Origin of the sequence: Devosia sp. Root105 (assembly GCF_001424865.1) — a bacterium.
In the GTDB taxonomy this organism is placed as follows: Bacteria; Pseudomonadota; Alphaproteobacteria; order Rhizobiales; family Devosiaceae; genus Devosia_A.
Genome location: NZ_LMCR01000001.1, coordinates 622,116 through 639,193, shown reverse-complemented (window position 1 = coordinate 639,193; position 17,078 = coordinate 622,116). Strand labels below are relative to the sequence as shown.

20 protein-coding genes are annotated in these 17,078 nt (G+C 65.3%); 6 read left to right on the top strand and 14 right to left on the bottom strand.

The window, feature by feature from the left end:
- Positions 1 to 27: 27 nt before the first annotated feature.
- The gene (gene nth, locus ASC68_RS02930) at positions 28 to 699 is read right to left on the bottom strand and encodes an endonuclease III (RefSeq protein WP_248310478.1); all 672 of its coding nucleotides are present in this window, start codon (positions 697 to 699) and stop codon (positions 28 to 30) included.
- Positions 700 to 738: 39 nt separating this feature from the next.
- On the opposite strand from nth, the gene ASC68_RS02925 reads away from it, so the two are divergent.
- Positions 739 to 1,218: a DUF2244 domain-containing protein gene (locus tag ASC68_RS02925; RefSeq protein ID WP_162247890.1), complete on the top strand. Its 480-nt coding sequence runs from the start codon at positions 739 to 741 to the stop codon at positions 1,216 to 1,218.
- A gap of 214 nt (positions 1,219 to 1,432) precedes the next feature.
- Positions 1,433 to 2,296: a methylated-DNA--[protein]-cysteine S-methyltransferase gene (locus ASC68_RS02920; protein ID WP_082527924.1), complete on the top strand. Its 864-nt coding sequence runs from the start codon at positions 1,433 to 1,435 to the stop codon at positions 2,294 to 2,296.
- A gap of 243 nt (positions 2,297 to 2,539) precedes the next feature.
- Here the strand turns inward: ASC68_RS02920 and ASC68_RS02915 are convergent, their stop codons facing one another.
- The 3 genes from ASC68_RS02915 to pyrF are packed head-to-tail and all read right to left on the bottom strand — an operon-like array spanning position 2,540 to position 4,721.
- Positions 2,540 to 3,154 carry a 2,3-bisphosphoglycerate-dependent phosphoglycerate mutase gene (locus ASC68_RS02915; RefSeq protein WP_055874478.1) on the bottom strand — a complete coding sequence of 205 codons (615 nt, stop codon included), beginning with the start codon at positions 3,152 to 3,154 and terminating at the stop codon, positions 2,540 to 2,542.
- A gap of 13 nt (positions 3,155 to 3,167) precedes the next feature.
- Positions 3,168 to 3,974, bottom strand: coding sequence for a 4-hydroxy-tetrahydrodipicolinate reductase (gene dapB / locus ASC68_RS02910; protein ID WP_055874476.1), 807 nt, complete (start codon positions 3,972 to 3,974; stop codon positions 3,168 to 3,170).
- 48 nt (positions 3,975 to 4,022) lie between these two features.
- Positions 4,023 to 4,721 (bottom strand): orotidine-5'-phosphate decarboxylase, encoded by a 699-nt coding sequence (gene pyrF, locus ASC68_RS02905; protein WP_055874473.1) that lies wholly within the window; start codon positions 4,719 to 4,721, stop codon positions 4,023 to 4,025.
- Between the two features lie 125 nt (positions 4,722 to 4,846).
- Between pyrF and ASC68_RS02900 the strand changes: the two genes are divergently transcribed.
- Positions 4,847 to 5,299: a MarR family transcriptional regulator gene (locus ASC68_RS02900; protein ID WP_055874470.1), complete on the top strand. Its 453-nt coding sequence runs from the start codon at positions 4,847 to 4,849 to the stop codon at positions 5,297 to 5,299.
- Positions 5,300 to 5,497: 198 nt separating this feature from the next.
- Here the strand turns inward: ASC68_RS02900 and ASC68_RS02895 are convergent, their stop codons facing one another.
- The 7 genes from ASC68_RS02895 to ASC68_RS02865 all read right to left on the bottom strand — a co-directional run bounded on the left by ASC68_RS02895 (position 5,498) and on the right by ASC68_RS02865 (position 12,572).
- Positions 5,498 to 6,106 (bottom strand): histidine phosphatase family protein, encoded by a 609-nt coding sequence (locus ASC68_RS02895; RefSeq protein ID WP_055874467.1) that lies wholly within the window; start codon positions 6,104 to 6,106, stop codon positions 5,498 to 5,500.
- A 1-nt stretch (position 6,107) separates the two neighbouring features.
- Complete coding sequence (locus ASC68_RS02890; protein ID WP_055874464.1) at positions 6,108 to 6,683, bottom strand: NAD(P)H-dependent oxidoreductase; 576 nt, start codon at positions 6,681 to 6,683, stop codon at positions 6,108 to 6,110.
- A gap of 207 nt (positions 6,684 to 6,890) precedes the next feature.
- Positions 6,891 to 8,012 (bottom strand): molecular chaperone DnaJ, encoded by a 1,122-nt coding sequence (dnaJ, locus tag ASC68_RS02885; protein WP_055874461.1) that lies wholly within the window; start codon positions 8,010 to 8,012, stop codon positions 6,891 to 6,893.
- A 172-nt stretch (positions 8,013 to 8,184) separates the two neighbouring features.
- Positions 8,185 to 9,210 carry an alpha/beta hydrolase gene (locus ASC68_RS02880; protein WP_055874458.1) on the bottom strand — a complete coding sequence of 342 codons (1,026 nt, stop codon included), beginning with the start codon at positions 9,208 to 9,210 and terminating at the stop codon, positions 8,185 to 8,187.
- Between the two features lie 302 nt (positions 9,211 to 9,512).
- Positions 9,513 to 9,965 (bottom strand): hypothetical protein, encoded by a 453-nt coding sequence (locus ASC68_RS02875; protein ID WP_055874456.1) that lies wholly within the window; start codon positions 9,963 to 9,965, stop codon positions 9,513 to 9,515.
- Positions 9,966 to 10,062: 97 nt separating this feature from the next.
- Positions 10,063 to 11,970: a molecular chaperone DnaK gene (dnaK, locus tag ASC68_RS02870; RefSeq protein WP_055874453.1), complete on the bottom strand. Its 1,908-nt coding sequence runs from the start codon at positions 11,968 to 11,970 to the stop codon at positions 10,063 to 10,065.
- 269 nt (positions 11,971 to 12,239) lie between these two features.
- Entirely contained in the window at positions 12,240 to 12,572 is a 333-nt protein-coding gene (locus ASC68_RS02865; protein WP_055874450.1) for a hypothetical protein, read from the bottom strand.
- Between the two features lie 292 nt (positions 12,573 to 12,864).
- On the opposite strand from ASC68_RS02865, the gene ASC68_RS02860 reads away from it, so the two are divergent.
- The 3 genes from ASC68_RS02860 to ASC68_RS02850 are packed head-to-tail and all read left to right on the top strand — an operon-like array spanning position 12,865 to position 14,266.
- Complete coding sequence (locus tag ASC68_RS02860) at positions 12,865 to 13,239, top strand: hypothetical protein (RefSeq protein ID WP_055874448.1); 375 nt, start codon at positions 12,865 to 12,867, stop codon at positions 13,237 to 13,239.
- Between the two features lie 16 nt (positions 13,240 to 13,255).
- The gene (pncA, locus tag ASC68_RS02855) at positions 13,256 to 13,888 is read left to right on the top strand and encodes a bifunctional nicotinamidase/pyrazinamidase (protein ID WP_055874445.1); all 633 of its coding nucleotides are present in this window, start codon (positions 13,256 to 13,258) and stop codon (positions 13,886 to 13,888) included.
- Between the two features lie 24 nt (positions 13,889 to 13,912).
- On the top strand, positions 13,913 to 14,266 hold the full coding sequence (locus ASC68_RS02850) for a hypothetical protein (protein ID WP_055874443.1): 354 nt from the start codon (positions 13,913 to 13,915) through the stop codon (positions 14,264 to 14,266).
- Positions 14,267 to 14,382: 116 nt separating this feature from the next.
- Here ASC68_RS02850 and ASC68_RS02845 read toward each other — a convergent pair whose 3' ends face one another.
- The 3 genes from ASC68_RS02845 to hrcA all read right to left on the bottom strand — a co-directional run bounded on the left by ASC68_RS02845 (position 14,383) and on the right by hrcA (position 16,997).
- The gene (locus ASC68_RS02845; RefSeq protein ID WP_055874440.1) at positions 14,383 to 15,081 is read right to left on the bottom strand and encodes a class I SAM-dependent methyltransferase; all 699 of its coding nucleotides are present in this window, start codon (positions 15,079 to 15,081) and stop codon (positions 14,383 to 14,385) included.
- A gap of 100 nt (positions 15,082 to 15,181) precedes the next feature.
- Positions 15,182 to 15,805: a nucleotide exchange factor GrpE gene (grpE, locus tag ASC68_RS02840; protein WP_055874437.1), complete on the bottom strand. Its 624-nt coding sequence runs from the start codon at positions 15,803 to 15,805 to the stop codon at positions 15,182 to 15,184.
- A 106-nt stretch (positions 15,806 to 15,911) separates the two neighbouring features.
- Positions 15,912 to 16,997, bottom strand: coding sequence for a heat-inducible transcriptional repressor HrcA (hrcA, locus tag ASC68_RS02835; RefSeq protein WP_055875946.1), 1,086 nt, complete (start codon positions 16,995 to 16,997; stop codon positions 15,912 to 15,914).
- Positions 16,998 to 17,078: the final 81 nt, after the last annotated feature.

Genomic DNA, 17,078 nt, shown 5'->3' with positions numbered 1-17,078 from the left:
GGTCTGACTGATGGGCCGGCTCTCGCATCAACTCCCCTTCGGCACCGGCGTCTTTGGCTCGAACCGGCACCAGTCGCGAATGATGCAGCGCCAGCAATCGGGCTTGCGCGCCTTGCAGATGTAGCGGCCGTGCAGGATCAGCCAGTGGTGCGCGTGCAGCAGGTATTCATCCGGCACGATCTTCAATAGCCCGGTCTCGACCTCGAGCGGGGTCTTTCCCGGGGCCAGCCCGGTGCGGTTGGCGACGCGGAACAGGTGGGTGTCGACCGCGATGGTCGGTTGCCGGAACGCAATGTTCAGCACCACGTTCGCCGTCTTCCGGCCGACACCGGGGAGGCTCTCCAGCGCTTCGCGATCCTCAGGCACCTTCGAATCGAACTTTTCGATCAGCTGCTGGCTCAGCGCAAAGACGTTCTTGGCCTTGTTGCGGAACAGCCCGATGGTCTTGATCTTGTCCTCGATCTCGGCCGGCCCCAGCGCCACCATCTTCTCTGGCGTATCCGCCAGCTGGAACAACAGCTTGGTCGCCTTGTTGACGCCGGCATCGGTCGCCTGCGCCGAAAGCACCACTGCCACCAGGAGCGTGAAGGGGTTCACGTAGTCGAGCTCGCCCTTCGGTTCGGGCTCGGCTGCCGCAAAAGCGCCGAAAATGGCTTCGACATCTGCTTTCGGCAGTCGCTTCACTTTTTGCTGCGCCATTTCCGTCATCCTGATTCTGAGCCTATACTGATGCCCAAGATGACGACCCAAACGCAAGCGAGGCCGCTATTCGCGGCAAAGCTGACGCCCCATCGATCGCTGGGACGCAAGGGTTTTCGCGTTGTCATCGTCCTTCTGGCGGTGCTCGCCACCATTCCCGGCATTATCTTCTTTTCGATGGGCGCCTGGCCGATCGTCGGTTTCCTCGGCCTCGATATCGCGCTGATCTGGTGGGCGATGCGCTCGAGCCAGCGCGACGGCAAGCGCTATGAGGAAGTGACGTTGTGGCCGGACCAGCTCGAAATCAAGCAGGTCGATGGCACGGGCAAGGAAACCCTGAGCCGCTTCAACCCCTATTTCGTCAAGCTGGTGGTCGACCGCGACTACAACGAGCGGACCGTCGGGCTGCACCTCAGAACCCGTGACCGCGACGTCGTGCTCGGCCAGTTCCTCAACCAGGACGAAAAGTCCAGCTTCGCCAAGGCCTTCGGCACCGCGCTGAAGCGGGCACGGGTTTGACCGCCGGGCGAATTTGCCGCTAACCCCTCCTCCCCACGGATGTTATCCCTGCGAAAGCAGGGACCCATCTATCCGCTGGTGCTAGCTGAGCGTTGGGTCCCAGCTTTCGCTGGGATGACATCGCGCATGTGGAAGTGTCGGTGGTTCTGATACCCGCCCATCAAACGTCAAAACCGGGTCGCAACGGCGGCTCGGCGCGCCTATGTTCCGCCTCATGAGCAAGCACGAAACCATCATCGCCAACTCGGATTACGAGACCGTCCAGGCCGCTATCGCCTATCTGAGCGAGACGCTGCCCGACGAAACCGATCTGCCGCGTTTTGCCCGTGCCATCGGGCTGACCGAGCGGCAGCTCACCGACCTGTTCCGCCGCTGGTGCGGGCTGAGCCCGAAAAGCTTCGCCCAGGCCGTGGCGCTCAATCACGCCAAAAAACTCCTCGCCGACCAGCAGAGCGTGCTCGACACCACCTATGAGGTCGGCCTCTCCTCGACCTCGCGGCTGCACGACCTGTTCGTCACCCATGAGGCCATGCCGCCCGGCGCCTTCCGCGCTCGCGGCGAAGGCCTCGAGATGGTCTGGGGCGCCGCCCCATCGCCGTTCGGCACCGCAGTGCTGACCATGACCGAATACGGGCTGAGCGGCATCGGCTTCGCCGACGAGAACATGTCGGTCGAGGAAGCCTTCGAGGATCTCGCCAACCGCTGGCCCAATGCCAACTATCGCCGCGACGACAAGGCCGTGGCGCCGGTCGCCGCCCGGGTGTTCGATCCCAACCGCTGGGATCCCGAGCAGCCGGTGCGGGTCGTCCTGATCGGCACCGATTTCGAGGTGCAGGTCTGGGAGACGCTGCTGAAGATCCCGGTGGGCAAGGCCACCACCTACCAGAAGGTCGCCAACCATATCGGCCGCCCGACCGCGGCTCGCGCCGTCGGCGGCGCCGTGGGCAAGAACCCGATCAGCTTCGTCGTGCCCTGCCACCGCGTCGTGGGCACCAGCGGCGCGCTCACCGGCTACCACTGGGGCGTGCCGCGCAAGCGGGCGATTCTGGGTTGGGAAAGCGGAGTAGTGGGGGCTTAGGGGCGTAAGGGCCGACTGCAGCAGACGGCCCCCTCCCATCCTCCCCCTTAAAGGGGGAGGTGCCCTGCCGGTGTGCGGGGCACGATCGAGCAACAGCCTCGACTCTTCACCTTCCCCTTTATGGGGGACTTCGAGCCGTCCCGTAGGGCAAATCGCTCCAGTGGAGCGATTTGAGGCGAGAAGGCCATGAGAGCTATGCTCGAATGGCGAGGGAGGGGGCCGTCTCTCTCAATCACGCGACCTTCAGATCGCCACTTTCTCCGCCAGCTTCCCGTCCGCGCCGATCTTGTAGATCACCGGTTCGCCCGTTCCGAGTTCGCGCTTCAGAATCTGTTCCGGCGTCAGGTTTTCGATCGCCATGACGATCGAGCGCAGCGAGTTGCCATGCGCGGCGACCAAAACGGTCTTCCCGGCCTTCAACAGCGGCACGATCTCGGCGTCGTAATAGGGCAGGGTGCGGGCCGCGGTGTCCTTGAGGCTCTCGCCGCCCGGCGGCGGTACGTCGAACGAGCGGCGCCAGATCAGCACCTGCTCCTCGCCCCACTTGGCCCGCGCGTCATCCTTGTTGAGGCCGCTGAGATCGCCATAGTCGCGCTCGTTCAAGAGCTTCGAGCGGGTGATCGTCACCTCGGTGATGTCGAGCTCTTCGAGGATCAGGTCGAGCGTGTGCTGGGCTCGGCGCAGCGCCGAAGTGAAGTAGACGTCGGGCACGTAGCCGGCCGCCTTCAGCTGCTTGCCGGTCTGGCGCGCCTCGCCGATGCCTTGCTCGGTGAGGTCGGGGTTGCGCCAGCCGGTGAACAGGTTCTTGAGGTTCCAGTCACTCTGGCCGTGGCGAACGAGGATCAGCGTCCCGGTCATCGAATAATCCTTGTCAGTTGAAGCCGAGCACGTCGGCCATGGAATAGAGGCCGGGCCGCTGGTCGCGCACCCAGAGGGCGGCGCGCACCGCGCCGTCGGCGAACAGCGCCCGGTTATCGGCGATGTGGTTGAGCTCGATGCGCTCCGATGGGCCGGCAAGGATCACCTTGTGCTCGCCGATGACGTTGCCGCCGCGCAGCGCGGCAAAGCCGATGCTGCCTTCTTCGCGCGGCCCGGTATGGCCGTCGCGGACGCGGACCGAGTGGGTCTTCAAATCGAGGTTACGGCCACGGGCTGCCGCTTCGCCCAGCATCAGCGCGGTGCCGGAGGGGGCGTCGACCTTCCTGTTGTGGTGCATCTCGAGGATCTCGATGTCGAAGCCCGGCAGCGCCGCGGCCGCCTGCTTCACGAGGCCCAGCAGCAGGTTCACGCCAAGCGAGAAATTGCCTGCCTTGACGATCCGGGCCCGGGCAGCCGCTTCGCGGATCGCTGCGTCATCAACCTCGCTGCACCCAGTGGTGCCGATGATGTGGACCAGCCCGCGCTTTGCGGCCTCCTGCGCCAGCGCCACCGAATTGGCGGGCGCGGTGAAATCAAGGATCGCTTCGGCGGCGTCGAGGGCAGCCGCGACGTCGTCGGTGATCGAAACACCGAGTGGCTCGAGGCCCACGAGTTCGCCTGCGTCCTTGCCGATCACCGGCGCCCCAGCGCGATCGAATGCCGAAACCACCCTGATGCCCGCTGTCGCGGCGATGGCGCGGATGTTCGCCGCGCCCATCTTGCCGCCTGCACCGGCGATGGCGACCTTGAGGTCAGACATGCTTGCTCCTACCGAACCCGTGCGACGCCTATAGCCCAGCCGGCGCGGTCATGCCAGCCGGGTGCCGCCGGCCATCTCGGCGAGGATCGCCTGCGCCGCGCTCACTGGATGCGCTGCGGCAGTGATCGGCCGGCCGACCACCAGGTGGCTGGCGCCGGCCGCCAGCGCTTCGGCCGGTCCGGTCACCCGCTTCTGGTCGCCATGTGCGCTGCCGGCCGGGCGGATCCCCGGGGTGACGATGGCGAGCTTGGGCCCCACGATGGCGCGCACCATCTGCGCCTCATTGGGCGAGCAGACGATGCCACCGATCCCCGCATCTTTCGCCTGTTCCGCACGCAGCGCCACCAGCCCGGCCGCATCCCGGGCATAGCCGGCGTCGGTCAGGTCGGCATCGTCCATCGAGGTCAGCACGGTGACGCCGAGCACGGTGAGCCCGGAGCCCGCGGCGGCTTTTGCTGCGGCGCGCATCGTCTTGGGGTAGGCGTGCACCGTAACCATGGTGGCGCCGGTCCTGGCGATCGCCGCGACGCCCTTTTCGACGGTGTTGTCGATATCGAGCATTTTGAGATCGAAGAACACCCGCTTGCCGGCGTTGAGCAGCGCCTTGCCGAGGTTGAGGCCGTCGCCGCCATAAAACAGCTGGTAGCCGATCTTGTAGAAGTCGACCGCATCGCCCAGTTGCGCGATCAAGCGTTCCGCCTCGTCTCGCGTATCGAGATCGAGTGCGACGATCAGGGTGCCTGCCATCAGATGTCTCCGGATTTTCCGGTCAGTGCCATAGCGGAACGAATCGGGCAAGCAGAAATGCCCGCTTGCGCGCGATGCTATGGCGCCATAGCGTCCGCGCAACACGATGGAATCATAGATCAATCATGCAGCAGCAGGCGCTTTCCGCCATTGTCGCCTGGGTGCGGCTCGAGCGTGCCACCGAGGCCTTCCACGCCGACCTGAAGAAGCGCTTCGGCATTACCGGGCTGCAGCTTGCCGTGCTGCGCATCTGCGCCGAACGCCCGCAGCTGCCGCTCGCCGCCTTGCGCAAGGCGCTGGTGATGCACCCGGCAACGCTCGGCCAATCGATCGACGAACTGCGCCGCATGGATCTGGTGACGGTGAAGACCGACCCTCGCGATCGCCGCGCCCGGCTGGTCGGGCTGACCGAGGCCGGAACTGCGCTGCTGGCCAAGGCGCCGCTCGCCGGCCCGACCCGGTTGCGCGAGATCGACCACGAGGTGGCGCGGCTCGACCGGTTGAAGCTGGCGCTCGAAGACGCAGTGGAGCTGTTCGGGTTGGGCGAGTGGGTGCCGGGTCGGAAGGATGGGGCTTAGGCGTTCGTCTGGTCGTGGCACCGGGGCGCAAAGTGCGTCCCCTCTCCCCTCTGGGGAGAGGGCCAGGGTGAGGGGCGCCAAGCACACCGGCCAGGCGGCTACAACTAAGTGGGATCGCGATTAGTATCGATGTGCTTGGCGCCCCTCACCCCAACCCTCTCCCCAAAGGGGCGAGGGGGCGGTGTGGCACGGTCAGAGCTAAAGCCCGTCGATCCTCGCCGGCAGCTCCTCCATCGCAATCCAGTCGGTCAACAGCTTCCGGTCGCTGAGCCGCACCACGAAGACGTTGCCGCCGCCCGGGTTGCCGATGCGGCGCTGGTCCTCGGAGCGGGCGATCGTCAGCCCGCCCAGATGACACTTCAGCAGTGTCCCCACCGCTCCATGCCCGGCAAAGCCGATCGGCTTGGTCGCATCGTGGCCCGCCAGCACCTCGTCGAAGCCGGCGACCACCCGGCGCTGCGCGTCGCGAGCTGTCTCCCAGCCCTCGGCCGACTCATCGGGGTGGGCGAACAACGCGTCCGCCAGCGCCTCGAACCGCGCCGCCGGAACAAAGCCGGTACTGCGACGGTCGTTCTCGTCGAACTTATCCCCGCTGTCCACAGGCGCGCCACAACCCCCAGCGAGAATCGTCGCCAGTTCGAGAGCCTTGGTTTCCGTACTCGAAACGAGGCGGGTCAGGCTCTCGACCAGTGGGTGGTTCGCAAAACGTTCTGCTCGCGACCTGCCAAGGCTGGACAGCCCCCAGCGTGGCGTCGCGACGTTGGGGTCGATCACCACTTCGGGGTGGGTGACGTAGAGCGCGTACACCTCAGATGCCGCCGCGCGAGAAATGCGTCAGCTCGCGCACCATCTGGCCGACCTTCCACTTGATATTGCCCTCGTTCGGCGCGCCGTCCTCGTCCAGCACATCGGGGTAGGGGCCGAGCCCGAGCAGCGTCGGCACCACCAGGGCGCCGATCTTGCTCAGCGAGTCGCGCAGGTGCGACAGCGCGAAGATGGTGGCGTATTTGCCGTCGCTCATCCCGCCGATGCCGAACACCGCGTGCTTGAATGGGTTGGGCTTCTCACGGCTGACCCAGGAGATCATGTTGGCGATCAGCGGCGTGATGCCACCGTTGTATTCCGGGCTGATGATCAGCACGATGTCGTGGCTGCGGAAAATCTCCGCCAGGCGCTTGGCTGCCTCGGGCGTCTCGCCGGCATCCTCGATGTCCTGGTTGAAGATCGGCATCTCGAACTCGCGCAGGTCGAGATCGGTGACGATCACCCCTGCTTCGCGGAGCTTGGCCGACAGGTGCCGGCGCAGCGGCTCGTTGATCGAGTCCTTTCGCAGCGAACCACAGATGGTGATGGCAGTCTTGGGGGGAGGGGTGTCGATGGTCATGCGCTAGAGCTAGCGCATTCCATTTGCAGTCGAAAGACACCGGATCGTCATCTGCATCGGGGCAATCACCCCTCATCCGGCCCTTCGGGCCACCTTCTCCCCGACGGGGAGAAGAACAGAGCGAGCGAATGGCACCGCCTTGTTCCTCTCCCCGTCGGGGAGAGGGTGGATCGGCCGAAGGCCGAGACGGGTGAGGGGTGAGCCGCCCTAGTTCTCGAACAGGCTCTTCAGCTTGGCGAAGAAGCCTTCGGAGGTCGGGGAGTTCTCGCGGGTCGATTCGCGTTCGAACTCCTCCAGCAGTTCGCGCTGCCGCTTCGAAAGGCTCTGCGGCGTCTCGACGTCGAGCTGCACGTAGAGGTCGCCGAAATCCTTGGAGCGCAGCACCGGCATGCCCTTGCCCTTGAGCCGGACCCGTTGGCCGGGCTGGGTACCGGACGATACCTTCACCCGGGCCCGCGCGGCATCGAGCGTCGGCACTTCGAACTCGCCACCCAGGGCCGCCGTGGTCATGGCGATCGGCACGCGCGCGTAAAGGTCGGCGCCGTCGCGCTGGAACAGGTCGTGCGGCTTAATCGAGATGAAGATGTAGAGATCGCCCGGCGGTCCACCGCGCAGGCCTGCTTCACCCTCATTGGCGAGCCGGATGCGGGTGCCGTCCTCGATGCCCTTGGGGATGTCGACCGAAAGCGTCCGGTTCTGCTGCCGGCGACCCTGGCCACCGCAATCGGTGCAGGGCTGCTCGAGGATCTGGCCGCGGCCGTTGCAGATCGGACAGGTCCGCTCGATGGTGAAGAAGCCCTGCGCCGCACGCACCTTGCCCTGGCCATTGCAGTGGCGGCAGGTCGACATGCCGGTGCCCGGCTTGGCGCCCGAGCCTTCGCAAGTGTCGCAGGTGGCGAGCGTCGGCACGTCGATATCGACGGTGCGGCCGGCAAACGCCTCTTCGAGGCTGATTTCGAGATTGTAGCGCAGGTCCGAGCCGCGCAGGCGGGATTGGCCGCCGCGGCCGCGGCCGCCCATGAAGTCGCCGAAAATGTCCTCGAAGATATCGGACATCGACGAGGTGAACTCGGGGCCGAACCCAGCCGGCCCACGCCCGCCATTCTCGAACGCGGCATGGCCGAAGCGGTCATAGGCGGCGCGCTTCTGCGGGTCCTTCAGCGTGTCGTAGGCCTCGCTGATCTCCTTGAACTTGTGTTCGGCCTCGGCATTGCCCGGGTTGCGGTCCGGGTGGAACTGCATCGCAAGCTTGCGGTAGGCGCCTTTCAGCACCGCTTCGTCGGCGCCCTTGGGCACCCCGAGCACTTCATAAAAATCGCGTTTCGCCAATCGGCCTTGTCCTTGGTTGCCTGCGCCCCGCATCAGGCATCCGGCCTAGATAAGTACTCTGGTGCCCGACGGCAACACTATCGAGGGTCGCGGGCCGACGTACGTGCCCGGTGTGACTTTTCCACCAGTCGCCGGGCGCCGACCTCGCGAGGGCGAGCTGTAACGAGAATAGCTAGGCGCCGAAGGCCGCTGCGAGGTTCCGGCCGAGCTGGCCCTGCGCGAACATCGCCTTGTTGACGATGCGGTAGAGCCCGAAGAAACCGTGCGTGACACCCTCATAGGTCGTCATGTCGACCCAGACGCCGGAACGCCGCAGCGCATCGGCCAAGGCTTCGCCTTCCGAGCGCAGCGGGTCGGCATCGGCGAGAATGATGGTCGCCGGCGGCAGCCCGGCAAGGTCGACCCGGCCGGCAATGTTCATCCGCGCATCCTGCGCATCGTCCTTCTTGCGGAACAGTTTGCGCGCCGCCCATTCGAGCGTCGCGGTCGAATAGGGGAAGGTATCGGCGTTCTGGAGGTGCGAGGGCAGGTCGAACAGCATGGCCGCCATCGGCGTCACGAGGCCCAGGTGGATCGGCAGCGGCTTGTCTTCGGCCCGCGCCCGCAGCGCCACGTTGACGGCGAGGTTGCCACCCGAGCCTTCGCCGACAATGGCGGCGCGCTTCGCATCGCCACCCAGTGATTCGGCATGCTCGAGCAGCCAGATCCACGCCGCATAGGCGTCTTCGTGCGCCGCCGGGAAGCGGTGCTCCGGCGCCTGCCGGTAGTGCGCTGAAACCACCACCGCGCCGGTGCGGGCCGCCAGCGCGCGCGGCGTTGCGTCGTAGTTGTCGACGTCGCCGAGCACGAACCCGCCGCCATGCAGGAACAGGACCATCGGCCTCAGGCCGGTGACGATGTCGCTCTGCGGGATGTAGATGCGGGCGCGGATCTCGTCCGTCGGCCCCTGGATCAGTCGCATCTCCATGCCCACGCCCATGTCGTCGACCTGATCGCGCAGGATCCGGCGCAACGCCATGTCGAGCGTGGGCAGCGCCCGCGCCTCGGGCGAACGGCACGCGTCGATGCGCTTGCCGCCCATCGATTGCAGCACGTTGAGGACGTGGCGCATGTCGGCGTCGAGCCGCTCGACAGGCGCGGAATCTGCTGCATGGAGATCGCCGTTCTCGGCGAACCTCCGCACCTCAACCGATGACATCTATAGTCCTTTCGAAGTCCGCCCTCAGCATCCGTTCCCCGGCCCTGGGTTTCGGCTGCTTCCTCAAGGCGTCCCGCTGCTGACGGTTGGAGCGCTTTCAGGAAAAGTTGCGAGACTTTTCCACCTCGAAAGCGTGACCAGGTCAGAGACGCCCACTTCAACCGATCCAACATCATTGGCGGATGTGAAGACATTTGGGCGGGGGTGCGGCAGCAATGCGGAAAAACACCGGGCTCCGGAACAATTCCGGAGCCCTTTGATTTCTCGGGTGATTCACGTGAAACGGCAGCGGTGGCCGTGACTTATACGACCTGCTCGCGGCTGACCCCGAGCGCCGCCAGCTTCGCCGCAGCGCTGGCCACAGCCTCCGCCGGGAATTTGTCGGCGTGGCGCAACACGATCGCTTCGCCGCTGAGCTCGGCCCGCTTGTGCTCCACCAGGCTGCCGAGGCCTTCGCTGGGGTTGGGATCCATCGCCCAGTCGCCGAGGCAGCGGATCGTGCCGTATTTCTTGTGCTTGGTGCGGGTACCGGACAGCCGGGTGGTCTTGCCGGTCGCCTCGGTCTTGACCTCTTCGGCGTAACTGACCGCCGTCCAGAACTCGCGCTCCAGCGCGTCGCTGAAGGGCAAACCGGCGAGCTCGGCGATCCGCATCTGGATCTGAAACGCATAGTCGTGATGCCCGAGCCGGCGGGCGTTGAACAGGAGTTTCCGGAGTTTTTCCGGTTCGGAGAATTTGCTGAGATCTGGGAACATCCGTCACTCTAGCACATCGGCAAACAAAAAGGCCCGGCATTTGCCGGGCCTTTCTAATTCTGTTGCGCCAAGCAATCAGGGCGACGTCTTGTCGGCGTTAGGCCGACCGCTTGTCATCCTTGACCTCTTCGAACTCGGCGTCGACCACATCATCATCGGCCGGCTGTTCGCCGCCTTCCGCCTTGGCCTCGGCTTCCGCCTGGCTCTGCTTGTACATCGCCTCGCCCAGCTTCATCGAAGCTTCGGCCAGCGTCGCGGATTTCTCCTTGATCGCCTCGGCATCGTCGCCTTCCAGCACGCCCTTGAGCTCGGCGATCGCCGTCTCGATGGCGGCCTTCTCCTCGGCGGTGACCTTGTCGCCATAGTCCTTCAGCGACTTCTCGGTCGAGTGGATCAGCGACTCGCCCTGGTTCTTGGCTTCGACCGCTTCACGCTTCTTCTTGTCGGCGTCGGCGTTCTGCTCGGCTTCCTTGACCATGCGCTCGATGTCGGCGTCCGAAAGACCACCCGAGGCCTGGATGCGGATCTGCTGCTCCTTGCCGGTGCCCTTGTCCTTGGCCGAGACGTTGACGATGCCGTTGGCGTCGATGTCGAAGGTGACTTCGATCTGCGGCACGCCGCGCGGCGCCGGAGGAATGCCGGCGAGGTCGAAATTGCCGAGCAGCTTGTTGTTGGCGGCCATCTCGCGTTCGCCCTGGAACACGCGGATGGTCACCGCGTTCTGGTTGTCCTCGGCGGTCGAGAAGGTCTGGCTCTTCTTGGTCGGGATCGTGGTGTTGCGGTCGATCAGGCGGGTGAACACGCCACCCAGCGTTTCGATGCCGAGCGACAGCGGGGTCACGTCGAGCAGCAGCACGTCCTTGACGTCGCCCTGCAGCACGCCGGCCTGGATGGCGGCGCCCATGGCAACCACTTCATCCGGGTTGACGCCCTTGTGCGGCTCCTTGCCGAACAGCTGCTTGACGACTTCCTGCACCTTGGGCATGCGGCTCATGCCGCCGACCAGCACGACTTCGTCGATCTGCGCGGCCGAAACGCCCGCATCCTTGAGCGCCTGCCGGCACGGATCGACCGTCTTCTGGATCAGGTCCTCGACCAGGCTCTCGAGCTTGGAACGGGTGAGCTTCAGCGTCAGGTGCTTCGGGCCGGAAGCGTCGGCGGTGATGAACGGCAGGTTGATTTCGGTCTGGGTCGAGCTCGAGAGCTCGATCTTGGCCTTCTCAGCCGCTTCCTTCAGGCGCTGCAGCGCCAGCTTGTCGCTCCTGAGGTCAATGCCCTGGTCCTTCTTGAACTCGGCCGCCAGGTAGTCGACCAGGCGCATGTCGAAATCTTCGCCGCCGAGGAAGGTGTCGCCATTGGTCGACTTCACCTCGAACACGCCGTCGCCGATCTCGAGCACGGAAATATCGAAGGTACCGCCGCCCAGGTCATAGACCGCGATGGTGCCGGTGTTCTTCTTGTCGAGCCCGTAGGCGAGCGCTGCCGCGGTCGGCTCGTTGATGATGCGGAGCACTTCCAGCCCGGCGATCTTGCCGGCGTCCTTGGTGGCCTGCCGCTGCGAATCGTTGAAATACGCCGGAACGGTGATCACCGCCTGCGTGACGTTCTCGCCGAGATACGATTCGGCGGTTTCCTTCATCTTGGTCAGGATCATCGCCGAGACTTCCGAGGGAGAGTACTTCTTGCTCTCGACCTCGACCCAGGCATCGCCGTTGTCGGCGTTGACGATCTTGAAGGGCACCAGGCCCTTGTCCTTTTCGACCATCGGGTCGTTGTAGCGCCGACCGATCAGACGCTTGACCGCGAACAGCGTGCCTTCCGGGTTGGTGACCGCCTGGCGCTTGGCCGGCTGGCCGACGAGGCGCTCGCCGTCCTTGGTGAATGCGACCATGGACGGCGTGGTGCGCGCGCCTTCCGCGTTCTCGATGACCTTCGGCGTCGCACCGTCCATGACGGCGACGCAGCTGTTGGTCGTACCGAGGTCGATTCCGATGACTTTACCCATTACCTACTGCCTCTTTCCTGGCGAACCCGGATGAAACCCCATCCGGCAGTTCCTGATCCCTCGCGGGTGTCCGGGTTCCCGTGTTGAAATTGACCCGTCACCGGGCCTTGAGCGCTATATAGGAGGGGGCTTTTGGGGGTGCAAGCGTAGTCCGGGCACAAAGTCCCGGCTTTTGGCGGGAACTCACCCTCGCCAGTTCGCTTTGTCGTCCCGGATCTACAGAAACGTCTGGTGGCGGGCGCAGCACCACTGCGCCCGGCCGAATGCCGTCAGGTCGCGTCGCTGAGGGTGTATTCACCCAGCTCGCAGAGGTCGACCGCCGGTTCGATGAACTCGGAATCGTCCTCCAGTATGAACTTCATGTCGTAGACGCATTGCTCGCGGCCATCGCCGATGGTGACATCGACGAAGTTGCCGGCCGGCAGGTACTTGTCGGCGAACACGTCCTCCTCCCAGGTTTCGACATCGGCCGGCGAGGTGAACAGGCTCTTGACCGCATAGGACGAATTGTTGGTCAAGGTGAAGGTCAGGTCTTCGGCCAGTGCGGCGCCCGGCAGCACCAGCAGCAGGGCAGCAGCGCCACCCAGGATCGACAATTTCAATGGAACCCCCAGAAAATGCGGGGTCGGCATGCTCGGGGGAACTTCCGGTTCGACCCCGCGATCACCGAAACCCAGGCGCACGGAAGCGGCGCCCGAGCCTCACTTAGCAATTTAGTCTATTATGTCTCAAAGGCTGGCTATCGCCATGGTTAGAGAAATCTCACCAGCCGCCGCCGGGTGCGGCGGAGCGCCGACGCGGCTTGTCGTTGCAGCCCCGGTTATGGTCTAAGAAGCGCTCGTTGCCGCCTCTCGTTGCCGCCCAACTCTCGTTACCGCCCAAGGGAACACGACTGTGCTGAGGTTCCTTGTCATCGCCCCGCTGCTCGCGGTCCCGCTGCTCCCCGTCGCCGCGCTGGCGCAGGAAGTGCCGGCCGAGGCGCAGATGGACATGTGGTGCGGCACCGCCTTCGAACTGATGACCCGCGACGCGCCGGCTGATGCCACGCCGGAAAAGCTCGCCTCCGCCAAGGTCTATGCCGATGGCGGGGCCTTGCTGCTGCAGCGCGCTATCCCGATCTACCTCGAGGCCGGCTACACCGACGACGCGCTGGCCGACTACCGGGGCGACCTCGAAGACTCCATCGGTCGCGTCGTCAACGGCACTGGCAGGGCCAGCGATGGCGCCGCCTATTCATTTCAGGATTGTTCGGCCCTCATCGGCCAATGAGATAGATAAGACCCGCATGGCCCTCACGCCCCGTTCCGACGACCTCTTCCTCGTGGTCGACCTGCAATATGATTTTCTCCCCGGCGGCAAGCTTGCCGTTGCCGGCGGCGACGAGATCATCATCCCGATAAACCGGCTCGGCCGGCGTTTCGAAAACGTCGCCATGACCCAGGACTGGCATCCGCGCGGCCACATCTCGTTCGCCTCGAGTCATGCCGGCGCCACCCCGTTCGAGATCATGGAATTGCCCTATGGCCCGCAGGTGCTGTGGCCCGACCACTGCGTCTGGGATACGCATGGCGCGGAATTCTCGACCGATATCGAGCTGCCGCACACCCAGCTGGTGATCCGCAAGGGCTACCACGAAGTGGTCGATTCCTATTCCGGCTTCCAGGAGGCCGACCGCAGGACCAAGACCGGGCTCGAAGGCTACTTGCGCGAGCGAAAATTCAAGCGGCTGTTCATCGCTGGCCTCGCCACCGATTTCTGCGTCAACTGGACGGCAGTCGATTCGGCCAATGCGGGCTTTGAGACCTACGTGATCGAGGACGCCTGCCGCGCCATCGATACCTCGGGGTCGCTGGCCCAGGCCTGGGCCGATATGAACGCCGCCGGGGTCAAGCGGATCGTCGCCGGCGATATCGCTTGAGGAAGAGATTGGCCTGAGGACAATATGCTGCGGGCTGCGCTTGGGGGATTGCTGATCGGGCTGCTGGCCCTGCCGGCCGCGGCGGGCGAGCCCTCGGCCGCCGCCGACCGGCTGCTCTGGTGCGGCAGCGCCTTCTACTGGCTCTCCACCGACGCCTATGATTCGGGCAACGACGCCGAAGGCGACGAGTACGGCGCCTGGTCCGACGACCTCGCCGCCCGCGCCGACATGATGCTGGAAGCCGAAGGCAACGACGACGTGGCGATCACCGCGCTGCGCGACGCCTATGACAGCCGCGTCGTCGATGAGATGGGCAAGCCCGGCGCCAAATACGACGTCACGACCTGCCCTGACCTGGTGGTTTCGGCGGCGAACTAGCTCTGGATCACCCCTCCCTTGGGGGGAGAGGTCGGCGGGCAGCGCCGGGTGATGGGGCGCCGCCAGCGTTCACACCATTGCCGAACAGATACAAACCTGCCGATGGCTCGCCGCCGTCAGCGGGGTGCGGTCGAAATCGCCGAACCGCTCCACCAGCCGCAATCCACCGCTTCCAGCAGCAGTGGCAGTTCCTGCGGAAAGATCTGCCGCAGCTCCAGCGGGGTGTGGCGAAAATCCCGGCGCTCGGCGGTGGACCAGTACCAGTCGGCCCGGCTCACCTGGGTGATTGGATCGTAGCTGATGGTTTCCTCGATGCTGACCTCGCCCAGCTGCGGATGCTGGAACACCCCGAGCAGCTCGCGCTGGCCGGCCGGCAGGCTGAGCAGCCGCGCACTCGGCACAAACACGTCGAACAGCAGCCGGCCGCCGGGCGCCAGGTGCTGGCGGATGGTCGAGCAGGCGCGCGCGAAATCGGCGCGGCTGTGCAAATGCATCAGTGAGTTGGCGGCGATGACGATGGCGTCAAAGTGCCGGCCGAGCACGAAGTCCCGCATGTCGAGTTGCACGAGATCGGCCGACGCGCCGCGTTCCGCCACGGCGGCCCGCGCTCGTGCCAGCATGGGTTCGGCGAGATCGCCGCCGATCACCAGCGCCCCGCTCGCCGCCAGCGGCGCGGTGAAGCGGCCAGAGCCGCAGGCGAGCTCCAGCACACGCTGTCCAGGCCCACCCGCCGCCTCGACGTAGAAGCGCTCCATCGCAGCGTCCGGTGGCGCCACGAGGTCGTAGAGCTCGGCATCGTCGTAGAGGCTGTCCATCGCGGTCCTCCGTCGTCGGACAAGAAGTCGGGGGGCAGAAGTGGTGGGCAAAGAAAAAGGGCGCCGGAGCGCCCTTTTCGACATCACCGGTAAGGTGAAATCAGACGCTCTTGTCGATCGTGCCCTCGGCCGGGGCGCCATTGGCGCCGCCGCCCTTGGCCACACCGACCATGGCCGGACGCAGCACGCGGTCGCCGATGGCGAAGCCGGCCTGCACTACCTGCACCACGGTGCCTTCCGGGCGCGACGGGTCGGGGACCTCGAACATCGCCTGGTGCTTGTGCGGGTCGAACTTCTGGCCTTCCGCCTCGATCGGCTTGACGCCGTGCTTGGCGAGCAGCCGCTGCATCTCGCGCTCGGTCATCTCGATGCCCTCGATCAGCGACCGGGTGGTCGCATCGGAGCTGTCGCGCGCCTCGGCTGGCAGCACCATCAAGGCGCGGGAAAGCGAATCGGTAGCGGTCAGCATGTCGCGGGCAAAGCCGGCGATGGCATAGGACCGGGTGTCGGAGATCTCGCGCTCGGTGCGTTTGCGCAGGTTTTCCATCTCGGCGATGGTGCGCAGCAACTTGTCGCGCATGTCCTGGTTCTCGGCCTTGAGGGCCTCGATCGGATCGGGCGTCGTTGCCGCGTCGGCAGTCTTCTCGTCTGGCTTGGTGGCCTGGGTCTCGGTCGCGGTGGGAGCGGCCTTGTCGTCCTCGGGCTTGTTCGTATCGTCGTTCATTGGGACCTTGGATTTTGTCGCTGATCGCGTTTGCCCCGCATATCGGCCAATGAGCGATAAGATTCAAGCCTAGGAAAGGTTCCGTGTCCGGCCTCAGCCCCTGCGCTCAGCTCTTTCTGGCCATCATCGCCGAAACAACATTGGCGGTGTAATCGACCACCGGCACGATGCGGGCGTAGTTGAGCCGGGTCGGCCCGATGACGCCGAGCACCCCCACCACCTTCTGGTTGGCGTCCTTATAAGGCGAGAGGATCACCGACGAACCCGAGAGCGAGAACAGCTTGTTCTCCGAACCGATGAAGATCTTCACCCCTTGCGCCGTCTCGGTATCGCCGAGCAGCTCGATCAGTCCGTCGCGGCTCTCGAGCTCGTCAAACAGTTGCCGCACCCGGCTCAGCTCTTCCGACGCCATGGTGTCGTTGATGAGGTTGGCCCGGCCGCGCACGATCACCGTCGGCGGCGAGGCGCTGCCTGAGCCGGAAAGCGTCGCGAGCCCCGCATCCACCAGCTTGTGCGTCAGTTCGTCGAGCTCATGCACGGTGGCTTCGCGCTGCGTCTGCAGGGCCTTCCGCGTCTCGTTCAAGGTCTTCCCCACCGCAAAATGCGCCAGGTAGTTCGAGGCCTGCGTCAGGGCGCTCGCCGTCAGTCCCGGCGGCAGCGGCAGCACGCGGTTCTCGACCGAGCCATCCTCGCCCACCAGCACCACCATGGCGCGCTCGGCATCGAGCCGGATGAACTCGATATGCTTCAGCACCAGGTCGGATTTCTGCGCGATCACCACCCCGGCGCCGTGGCTGAGCCCGCTGAGCAGCTGGCTCGCCTCGGTCAGCAGATCCTCGATCTGGCCGTGCACCGCCGGACCCTGGATCTGCTTGGCGATTGCCGCCTTTTCGTCCTCGTTCACCGCGCCCACTTCCAGCATGGCGTCGACGAAGAAGCGCAGCCCCTGCTGCGTCGGCAGCCGGCCGGCCGAGGTATGTGGCGAGGCGATCAGCCCCAGATCCTCGAGATCGGCCATCACATTACGCACCGACGCGGGGCTTAAGCCCACGCTCAGCATGCGCGCCAGGTCGCGCGACGCCACCGGCGTGCCGGTGTCGAGATAGCGCTCCACCAGCTTGCGAAAGATGTCCTGGCTGCGGGCGTTGAGCACCGCGAGCACGTCTTCGGGGGCTTTTGTGCGATCGGCCATGTTCACCATTTAGGCGGAAAGGCTTGTGCCGCCAAGCTAGCGCTGCTTGTTCGAGGGGGCGGTCAGGGTTAAGAGGCGGTT

Excerpts from the sequence above, each read along its gene's own strand:
- nth (WP_248310478.1), bottom strand. The coding sequence starts at position 699 with ATGGCGCAGCAAAAAGTGAAGCGACTGCCGAAAGCAGATGTCGAAGCC.
- ASC68_RS02925 (WP_162247890.1), top strand. The coding sequence starts at position 739 with ATGACGACCCAAACGCAAGCGAGGCCGCTATTCGCGGCAAAGCTGACG.
- ASC68_RS02920 (WP_082527924.1), top strand. The coding sequence starts at position 1,433 with ATGAGCAAGCACGAAACCATCATCGCCAACTCGGATTACGAGACCGTC.
- ASC68_RS02915 (WP_055874478.1), bottom strand. The coding sequence starts at position 3,154 with ATGACCGGGACGCTGATCCTCGTTCGCCACGGCCAGAGTGACTGGAAC.
- dapB (WP_055874476.1), bottom strand. The coding sequence starts at position 3,974 with ATGTCTGACCTCAAGGTCGCCATCGCCGGTGCAGGCGGCAAGATGGGC.
- pyrF (WP_055874473.1), bottom strand. The coding sequence starts at position 4,721 with ATGGCAGGCACCCTGATCGTCGCACTCGATCTCGATACGCGAGACGAG.
- ASC68_RS02900 (WP_055874470.1), top strand. The coding sequence starts at position 4,847 with ATGCAGCAGCAGGCGCTTTCCGCCATTGTCGCCTGGGTGCGGCTCGAG.
- ASC68_RS02890 (WP_055874464.1), bottom strand. The coding sequence starts at position 6,683 with ATGACCATCGACACCCCTCCCCCCAAGACTGCCATCACCATCTGTGGT.
- ASC68_RS02880 (WP_055874458.1), bottom strand. The coding sequence starts at position 9,210 with ATGTCATCGGTTGAGGTGCGGAGGTTCGCCGAGAACGGCGATCTCCAT.
- ASC68_RS02875 (WP_055874456.1), bottom strand. The coding sequence starts at position 9,965 with ATGTTCCCAGATCTCAGCAAATTCTCCGAACCGGAAAAACTCCGGAAA.
- dnaK (WP_055874453.1), bottom strand. The coding sequence starts at position 11,970 with ATGGGTAAAGTCATCGGAATCGACCTCGGTACGACCAACAGCTGCGTC.
- pncA (WP_055874445.1), top strand. The coding sequence starts at position 13,256 with ATGGCCCTCACGCCCCGTTCCGACGACCTCTTCCTCGTGGTCGACCTG.
- ASC68_RS02850 (WP_055874443.1), top strand. The coding sequence starts at position 13,913 with ATGCTGCGGGCTGCGCTTGGGGGATTGCTGATCGGGCTGCTGGCCCTG.
- ASC68_RS02845 (WP_055874440.1), bottom strand. The coding sequence starts at position 15,081 with ATGGACAGCCTCTACGACGATGCCGAGCTCTACGACCTCGTGGCGCCA.
- grpE (WP_055874437.1), bottom strand. The coding sequence starts at position 15,805 with ATGAACGACGATACGAACAAGCCCGAGGACGACAAGGCCGCTCCCACC.
- hrcA (WP_055875946.1), bottom strand. The coding sequence starts at position 16,997 with ATGGCCGATCGCACAAAAGCCCCCGAAGACGTGCTCGCGGTGCTCAAC.